Source organism: Roseateles sp. P2_H4 (genome assembly GCF_056403315.1).
In genome coordinates this window covers 1-7,778 of the sequence record NZ_JBFUFR010000079.1, presented here as the reverse complement: position 1 = coordinate 7,778, position 7,778 = coordinate 1, and the positions used below count along the sequence as shown (strand labels likewise).

9 protein-coding genes are annotated in these 7,778 nt (G+C 70.5%); 8 read left to right on the top strand and 1 reads right to left on the bottom strand.

Features of this window, described 5'->3' with window-relative positions:
* The 5 genes from AC1DW3_RS30245 to AC1DW3_RS30225 all read left to right on the top strand — a co-directional run.
* A partial coding sequence (locus AC1DW3_RS30245; RefSeq protein ID WP_477937909.1) for a substrate-binding domain-containing protein occupies nt 1–692 on the top strand: 692 nt, incomplete at its 5' end.
* An 8-nt stretch (nt 693–700) separates the two neighbouring features.
* Nucleotides 701–1,843, top strand: coding sequence for a sugar ABC transporter permease (locus AC1DW3_RS30240; RefSeq protein ID WP_477937905.1), 1,143 nt, complete (start codon nt 701–703; stop codon nt 1,841–1,843).
* The gene (locus AC1DW3_RS30235; protein ID WP_477937903.1) at nt 1,840–2,589 is read left to right on the top strand and encodes an ATP-binding cassette domain-containing protein; all 750 of its coding nucleotides are present in this window, start codon (nt 1,840–1,842) and stop codon (nt 2,587–2,589) included. Before AC1DW3_RS30240 ends, AC1DW3_RS30235 begins: the two co-directional genes overlap by 4 nt.
* Nucleotides 2,590–2,639: 50 nt before the next feature.
* Complete coding sequence (locus AC1DW3_RS30230; RefSeq protein ID WP_477937901.1) at nt 2,640–3,107, top strand: helix-turn-helix domain-containing protein; 468 nt, start codon at nt 2,640–2,642, stop codon at nt 3,105–3,107.
* Nucleotides 3,100–3,798 (top strand): nucleotidyl transferase AbiEii/AbiGii toxin family protein, encoded by a 699-nt coding sequence (locus AC1DW3_RS30225; protein WP_477937899.1) that lies wholly within the window; start codon nt 3,100–3,102, stop codon nt 3,796–3,798. Before AC1DW3_RS30230 ends, AC1DW3_RS30225 begins: the two co-directional genes overlap by 8 nt.
* 3 nt (nt 3,799–3,801) lie before the next feature.
* On the opposite strand, the gene lysS is transcribed toward AC1DW3_RS30225, so the two are convergent.
* Complete coding sequence (lysS, locus tag AC1DW3_RS30220) at nt 3,802–5,307, bottom strand: lysine--tRNA ligase (RefSeq protein WP_477937897.1); 1,506 nt, start codon at nt 5,305–5,307, stop codon at nt 3,802–3,804.
* 169 nt (nt 5,308–5,476) lie between these two features.
* Between lysS and AC1DW3_RS30215 the strand changes: the two genes are divergently transcribed.
* The 3 genes from AC1DW3_RS30215 to AC1DW3_RS30205 form a co-directional block, all read left to right on the top strand.
* Entirely contained in the window at nt 5,477–6,025 is a 549-nt protein-coding gene (locus tag AC1DW3_RS30215; RefSeq protein ID WP_477937895.1) for an acyltransferase, read from the top strand.
* Complete coding sequence (locus tag AC1DW3_RS30210; protein ID WP_477937893.1) at nt 6,022–7,227, top strand: DegT/DnrJ/EryC1/StrS family aminotransferase; 1,206 nt, start codon at nt 6,022–6,024, stop codon at nt 7,225–7,227. Before AC1DW3_RS30215 ends, AC1DW3_RS30210 begins: the two co-directional genes overlap by 4 nt.
* Nucleotides 7,224–7,778: polysaccharide biosynthesis protein (locus AC1DW3_RS30205; protein WP_477937891.1), on the top strand; the 555-nt coding region annotated here is incomplete at its 3' end. The genes AC1DW3_RS30210 and AC1DW3_RS30205, both read left to right, overlap by 4 nt.

Sequence of the window (7,778 nt, the reverse complement as noted above, 5' to 3'; positions counted from 1 at the left end):
GTCTCATCGAGGCGCCCGAAGTGTTCTACCTGACCTTCGACAACCGCGAGGTCGGCCGCCTGCAAGCCAAGGCCGTGCTGGCGGTGAAGCCGCATGGACGCTACGTGATGATCAAGGGCTCGCCCAGCGACCCGAACGCCGACTTCCTGCGCGCCGGCCAGCAGGATGCGCTGGCCGATGCGGTCAAGAAGGGCGACGTGAAGATCGTCGCCGAGGAATACACCGACGGCTGGAAGCCCGAAGTGGCGCAGAAGAACATGGAGCAGATCCTGACGCGCCTGAAGGGCGGCGTCGACGCGGTCGTGGCCAGCAACGACGGCACGGCCGGCGGCGCCATCGCGGCGCTGGCGGGTCGTGGCATCAAGGGCGTGCCGGTCAGCGGCCAGGACGCCGACCACGCCGCGCTGAACCGCGTCGCGCTGGGCACGCAGACGGTGTCGGTCTGGAAGGACTCGCGCGCTCTGGGCAGGGAAGCCGCTTCTGCCGCCGTGCAACTGGCCGCTGGCCAGGCGGTGCCGGGCGCCGCAGCCTGGGCGGGCGGCGAACGCAAGGTCAGCCTGCAAGCCAAGTTCCTCGCGCCGGTGGCCATCACGCAGGCCAACCTGGGCGAGGTCATCAGCGCCGGCTGGATCAGCAAGGCGGTGGCCTGCAAGGGTGTCGACGCGGCCAAGGCGCCGGCGGCCTGCAAATAGGAGGCCGGATGAGCGCCCAGACCCAGCGGCTCGCCGTCATGGCGGCCGTGCTGGTGGCCATCGCCATCGGCTTTCACGTGCTCACCGGCAGCTTCCTGACGGCCGAGAACCTCTACAACATTGCGCAGCAGACGGCGGTCGTCGGCATCGTCGCCAGCGGCATGGCGCTGATCATCGTCGCGCGGCAGATCGACCTCGCCGTGGGCTCGCTGCTCGGCGCCGTGGGCGTGCTGATGGCCTGGCTGCAGTACACCCAGGGCTGGTCGGTCATCGCGTCGCTGTTCGCCGGCCTGGGGCTGGCGCTGGCGGTGGGCCTGTTCCAGGGCTGGCTGTCGGCCGTCATCGGCATCCCGTCCTTCGTCGTGACGCTGGGCGGCCTGGTGTCGCTGCGCGGCGTGGCTTTCCTGGTGGCCGACGGCAAGACGCAACCCGTCACCGAGCCCTGGCTGCTGGCGCTGGGCGGCGGCCTGGACGGCTCGCTGGGCGAGCGCGGCAGCTGGTTGCTGGGCATTGGCCTGGTCGCGCTGTTCTGGGGGTGGCAGCTGGTGCAGCGCCGCGCGCAGTTGCGTGCCGGCGGCGTGCCGGCCAATGCCCGCCATGAGCTGTTCAAGGCCGGCCTCGCCGCGGTGGCGGTGTTCGGCACCGTGGCCGTGTTCAACGCCTACCGCCTCGAAGGCCAGGAGCAGGGCCAGGGCCTGCCACTGCCGCTCGTCATCTGGGTGGCGGTCGTGCTCGTGCTGGGCTTTGTGGCCAAGCACACGCGCTTCGGCCGCTACGTCTACGCCATCGGCGGCAACCCTGATGCCGCGCGCCTGGCCGGCATCCCGGTACGGCGCGTGATGATCCAGTTGAACCTGCTGCTGGCCGCCTTGGTGGCGCTGGCGGCCGTGGTCGCGATGGCGCGCCTGAATGCGGGCACGAATTCGATGGGCACCGGCATGGAGCTGACCGTCATCGCGGCGGCCGTCATCGGCGGTGTAAGCCTCGCCGGCGGCAGCGGCAGCGTGGGCGGCACCGTGCTCGGCGCCCTCATCATCCAGAGCATCGACAGCGGCCTGCTGCTGACCGACGTGACCATAGGCTGGCGCATGGTCGTGCTCGGCCAGGTGCTGGTGGCCGCTGTTGTCTTCGATCGCGTGGTGCAGAAATGACGACCCTGCTTGAAGTGCGCGAGGCGCGCAAATCCTTTGGCGGCGTGCATGCGGTCGACGGCATCTCCCTGAGCCTGGCACCCGGCGAAGTGCTGGCCGTGCTGGGCCACAACGGCGCCGGCAAGTCCACGCTGATGCAGATGATCGCGGGCGCACTGCCTTTCGACGGCGGCGAACTGCTGCTGAACGGCGCGGCGGTGAAGTTCGCGAGCCCGGCCGATTCACGCGCCGCCGGCATCGAAACCATCCACCAGAAGCTGGCGCTGGCCGACAACCTCGACTCGGTCGCCAACCTCTTCCTCGGCCGCGAACTGCGCACGCGCTTCGGCCTGCTCGACGACGCCGCCATGCGCGCCGCCGCCGTGCCGCTGTTCGCGCGGCTGAACCCCAACTTCAAGAACATCGCCGACCCGGTGGTGTCCTTGTCGGGCGGCCAGCGCCAGGTCGTGGCGATCGCCCGGGCGCTGCAGTTCAAGGCCCGCGTGCTGATCATGGATGAGCCCTGCGCGGCGCTGGGCCCGGCCGAGACGGCGATGGTCCATGACCTGATCCGCCGGCTGAGCGCCGAGGGCGTGGGCATCCTGCTCGTCACCCACGACATGCCGGATGTGTTCGCGCTGTCGAACCGCCTGGCCGTCATGAAGAACGGCCGGCTGGTGGGCGTCTGCCGCACCGCTGACGTCAACGAGGACGAGGTGCTGGCGATGATCATTGCGGGGAAGGCGCCCGCGGTTGCAGTGGCTTAGTTGTTTCTCATTCTGTTCAAAATTCTAGTTATGACTAGAATGAGAAACATATGCCTGCCAAAGCGCCGCCCGTTCCGCCCAACGTCGCCACCCAGCTGCAAGCGCTGGGCGAGCGCATTCGCGCCCAACGCGAGCGGCAGAAGGTGACGGCGACCGACGCTGCCGAGGCGGCGGGCATGTCGCGCGTGACGCTGCACCGCGTGGAGCGCGGCGAGCCTTCGGTGACGATGGGCGCTTACCTGAGCGCGATGTCGGCTGTGGGGCTGAGCCTGCAGGTGCGCGAGCCCGAAGTGCCATTCGCGTCGGCGCTGCCGGCCGTGGTGCGTCTGGAGGCCTACCCCGCGCTCAAGCAACTGGCCTGGCAACTGCCGGGCGTGACCGAACTGAGCCCCACGCAGGCCCTCGACCTCTACGAGCGCAACTGGCGCCACCTCGACCGCGAGGGCCTGGAGCCGCAGGAGCGGCGGCTGATCCAGGCGCTGGTCGACGAGCTGGGGGGAGGGCGGCTGCTTGTTTGAGCGCGAGCACCACCGCCGCATCGCGGCCGTGCTCGCCGCGCTGGATGCMGACGTGCTGGCCGCTCACGCGTGCTGGTTTGGCGGAGGCACCGCCATGGCGCTGCGTTATGGCGAGTACCGCGAGTCGGTAGACATCGACTTTCTCGTGTCCGACCTCGCCGGCTATCGCAAGCTGCGCCAGTTGCTGACCGGCCCGGCAGGCCTTGGCGCCCTCGTTCGGGCAGGTGCCGAACTGGCGCCGGTGCGTGAGCTGCGCGCCCACCAGTACGGCTTGCGCACGCTGGTGCGTGAAGCCGGCGTGGCGATCAAGTTCGAGATCGCGCTGGAAGCCCGCATCGCTTTCGATCCGCCCGGCCCGGCCGACGCCATTGCTGGTGTGCTGGGGTTGACGCCGCTGGACCTCGCCGCGGGCAAGCTGTTGGCCCTGGCCGACCGCTGGCGCGACGACGGCGTCTTCAGCCGCGACCTCATCGACCTCGCCATGATGCGGCCTGCCAAGCCCCTGCTGCGCGCGGCCATCGCCAAGGCCGCGACGGCCTATGGCGACAGTGTCGAGAGCAGCCTGGACAGCGCCGTGCAGGACTTGCGGGAACGCCCCCATCGGCTGGATGCCTGCATGGGGGCGATGCAGATGACGACCCTGTCCAAGGCCCAGCTGTGGGCCCGGATCAAGGCGCTCGAAAAGCGCTGAGCGTCAGGCCTCGCGGCGCAGTGCGGGGAACAAGATGACGTCGCGGATCGACGGCGAATCCGTGATCAGCATCATCAGCCGGTCGATGCCGATGCCGCAGCCGCCGGTCGGAGGCATGCCGTATTCCAGCGCGCGGATGAAGTCGGCGTCGAAGAACATCGCCTCCTCGTCGCCGGCGTCCTTGTTGGCCACCTGGGCGTGGAAGCGCGCGGCCTGGTCCTCGGCGTCGTTCAGCTCCGAGAAGCCGTTGGCGTATTCGCGGCCGGTGATGAAGAGCTCGAAGCGTTCGGTGATCTGCGGATTTGCGTCCGACGCCCGGGCCAGCGGCGAGACCTCGACGGGGTAGTCGATGATGAAGGTCGGCTCCCAGAGCTTCTCTTCCACGACCGCCTCGAACAGGCCGAATTGCAGCTCGGCCAGGCTCCAGCGGGCGGGCGCGTCTTCACCAGCAGCCTTGATCCTGGCGCGCAGCACCTCGGCATCGCCAGCCTCGGCTTCGGTCAGCCCGGCGAACTGGATCAGCGAGTCCCGTACGGACACGCGCGCAAACGGCTTGTCCAGCGCCACGGGCTTGCCGGCGTAGGTCAGCGCGGCGCTGCCGGTGGCGGCAACGGCTGCATGGCGCAGCACGGCCTCGGTGAAGTCCATCTGGTCGTGATGCGTCCAGTAGGCCGCATAGAACTCCATCATCGTGAACTCGGGGTTGTGCCGGACCGAGATGCCTTCGTTGCGGAAGTTGCGGTTGATCTCGAACACGCGCTCGAAGCCGCCCACCACCAGCCGCTTCAGGTAGAGCTCCGGCGCAATGCGCAGGAACATCTCCTGGTCCAGCGCGTTGTGGTGGGTCTTGAAGGGCTTGGCGTTCGCGCCGCCCGGGATGGGGTGGAGCATGGGCGTCTCGACCTCCAGGAAGCCGTGATCCACCATGAAGCTGCGGATGGCCGACACGGCCTTGGAGCGCGCCGTGAAGCGCTTGCGGGCGTCCTCATCGGTGATCAGGTCGACATAGCGCTGGCGGTACTTCTGCTCCTGGTCGGTCATGCCGTGGAACTTGTCCGGCAGCGGGCGCAGGCTCTTGGTCAGCAGGCGCAGCGTCGTCACGGCGACGGACAGCTCGCCCGTCTTGGTGCGCATCAGCGTGCCTTCGGCGCCCAGGATGTCGCCCAGGTCCCAATGCTTGAAGGCGTCATAGACCTCGGGGCCGACGTTGTCGATGGTCACGCGCAGCTGGATGCGGCCGGTGGCGTCCTGCAGCGTGCAGAAGCTCGCCTTGCCCATCATGCGCTTGAGCATCATGCGGCCGGCCACGCTGACCTTGACGGCCTGCGGCTCGAGCTCCTCGTTGGGCATCTCGCCGTACTGGGTCTGCAGCGGCACCGCGCGGTGCTGGGGCTTGAAATCGTTCGGGAAAGGCACCGCCGTGGCAGCCCGCAGCGCGGCCAGTTTGCCGCGGCGCTCGGCGATCAGTTGGTTGTCGTCGGTGGGCGGGGTGGGAGGTGCTTGAGTCATTGCGGGCCTAGGGTGAATCCGCGATTTTAGAATCGGTCCTCATGCCCGGCCCGCTCACCTCTCGTGACGCGGTGCCGATGGCCCCCCCGCCCACCCCGTCAGCCATGCCGCGAACCGCCTCTGCTTCCGCCCGCCCGCCGTGCCGCCACGCGAAGCAGGAGCCGCGTTGATGGCGCTCTGGCCCTACCGCCTCGAAGCCGCCGCCGCCCGCCTGCGCGCCCTGGCCTGGCGGCTGCGCGGCCTGGCCGCGGGCGCCGGTGCGGCCGTGCATGGGGGCGTGCGCCTGCGCTTCGGCGCGCGCAGCAGCCTGGGCGAGCGCAGCGTGCTCTACCGTGGCGTGCAGATCCTCGCCACCGGCACGGGCAGCTTCCAGATCGGCCGGGACAGCCACCTCGCGCCCGGTGCCTATGTCCTCGTCGGCGGCCAGGCGCTGGACATCGGCAACGACGTCGCCATCGGCCCCGGGCTGATGCTGTTCTGCGAGTCCAACGACACGGGACCGCAAGGCCTGTTCCGCAGCCAGTACCGCCGCGCGCCGGTGCGCATCGGCTCCAACGTCTTCATCGGCGCCCGCGTCACGGTGCTGCCCGGCGCGGTCATCGAGGACCATGTCGTCGTCGCCGCGCATGCCGTGGTCAGTGGGCACCTCGCTTCGGGCTGGGTCTACGGCGGCTGCCCGGCGCGGCCCTTGCGACCGCTTGGCGCGGCCCCGGCATGAAGGCCCACGCCGCGACGGCACTGCGCTGGCTCGATTTCCCGTTGGCGACACTCCGCTGGCTGCTCCGCGGCAAGGCCTGCCTGGAGGAATTCCGCGCGCGCTTCGCGGCGTCGCTCGGCGTGGACGCGAGTCGCGTTCACCTGTTCGGCAGCGGCCGGGCGGCCCTGCATGCCTATGTGGACAGCCTGGGCCTGCCCGCGGGCGCCGAGGTGCTGCTGCCGGGCTACACCTGCGCCGTCGTGCCCAATGTCTTCGAGCATCTCGGGCTCACGATGCGCTATGTGGACATCGAGGCCGGCGGCTTCAACCCGAGCGCCGCGGCCATCGCTGCCGCCATCGGGCCGGCGACGCGGCTGGTGCTGCTGCCGCACAACTTTGGCCTCAGCCTGAACGGCATCCCCGCCCTGCGCGAGCGCTTTCCTGGCGTCACCTTCGTCGAGGACGCCGCCCACGCCTGGGGCAGCCGCGACGCCTCCGGCCGCGTCGTCGGCACGCTGGGCCATGCGGCCTTCTTCAGCTTCGAATACTCCAAGCCGCTGTCCACGGGCCTGGGCGGCGCTCTGCTTGTCAACGAGGCCGCCGCGAACTGGCAACCGCCCATGCGGCATCGCCCGCCAGCCGCCGCCGTCGCCAGGCAGGCCCTGACGCTGGCCTGGCATCGCCTCGTGCAGGCCTTGCCTGCACCCCTGCTCGCCGGGCTCAAGCGGCTGCTGCGTGGGCCGTCGCGGCGCCTGGGCGTGGTGGCCGGCACGCCAGCGGCCGAGCTGCAGGGCGAAGCGCAGCCCGACTACCGGCTGGGCCTGCATCCCTGGTCGGCGGCCCTGGGTGAGCGCCAGGCGCGGCGCGCGGCCGAGATCTGGGCTGCCCGGCGCGCTCAGGTGGAGGCCTATGACGCGCTGCTGCCGGCAGCCCTGCGCCCGGCGCGTGGGGCGGGCGACGTGCTGCTGCGTTACCCGCTGCGCCTGCCCGCCGGCCTGGACCGCGACGCCCTGACGGCAGCCCTGGCCGAGGAGGGGATGGAAGTCGGGGTCTGGTTCGACGACGTCGTGCATCCGCGCGGCAGCCGTCGCCCCGGCTACCGAGAAGGTGATTGCCCGGTCGGCGAGGCGACGGCGAATTGCGTCGCCAACCTGCCGCTTGGCCTGCATGCCCGGCTGGCTGAACGCCAGGCCAGGGCGCTGCAGGCGCGGCTGTCCGCATGAGCCTGCGCCAGCGTTTTGCGCAACTGGCTGCAGCCTCGGCCATCAGCCAGGCCTTGCCGATGGCGATGGCGCCGCTGCTGACGCGCGTCTTCGGTGCCGAGGCGCTGGGCCAATGGGCCTGGTTTGCCGCCATCGCGGCCAGTCTCGCCACCATCGCCAATGCGCGCTACGAATACGCCATCCCGCTGCCGCGGCGGCGCGCCGATGCCGGCCTGCTGCTGGCCCTGGCCCTGGGTTTGAGTCTCGTCGCCGGCCTGGCCACAGCGATGCTGGCCTGGGGACTGGCCGCGTTGCCGAGCGGGACGGTGGGCGGGCGCTGGTCGCAGGCCAGTTGGCTGCAGGGCTACGCACTGCCGCTGGCCGCCGCGGTGGCCCTGTCGGGCCTGCAGCAGGCCCTGGCGCTGTGGAACAACCGCCATGGCCGCTTCGCAGCAATCGCGCAGGCGCGCGTCGCGCAGCAGGTGGTGATGGCGCTGGCGCAGCTGGCCGCCTGGGCATCCGGCTGGCTGGCGGCTGCGGCCCTGGTTGGGGCGCAGTTGCTGTCCCTGCTG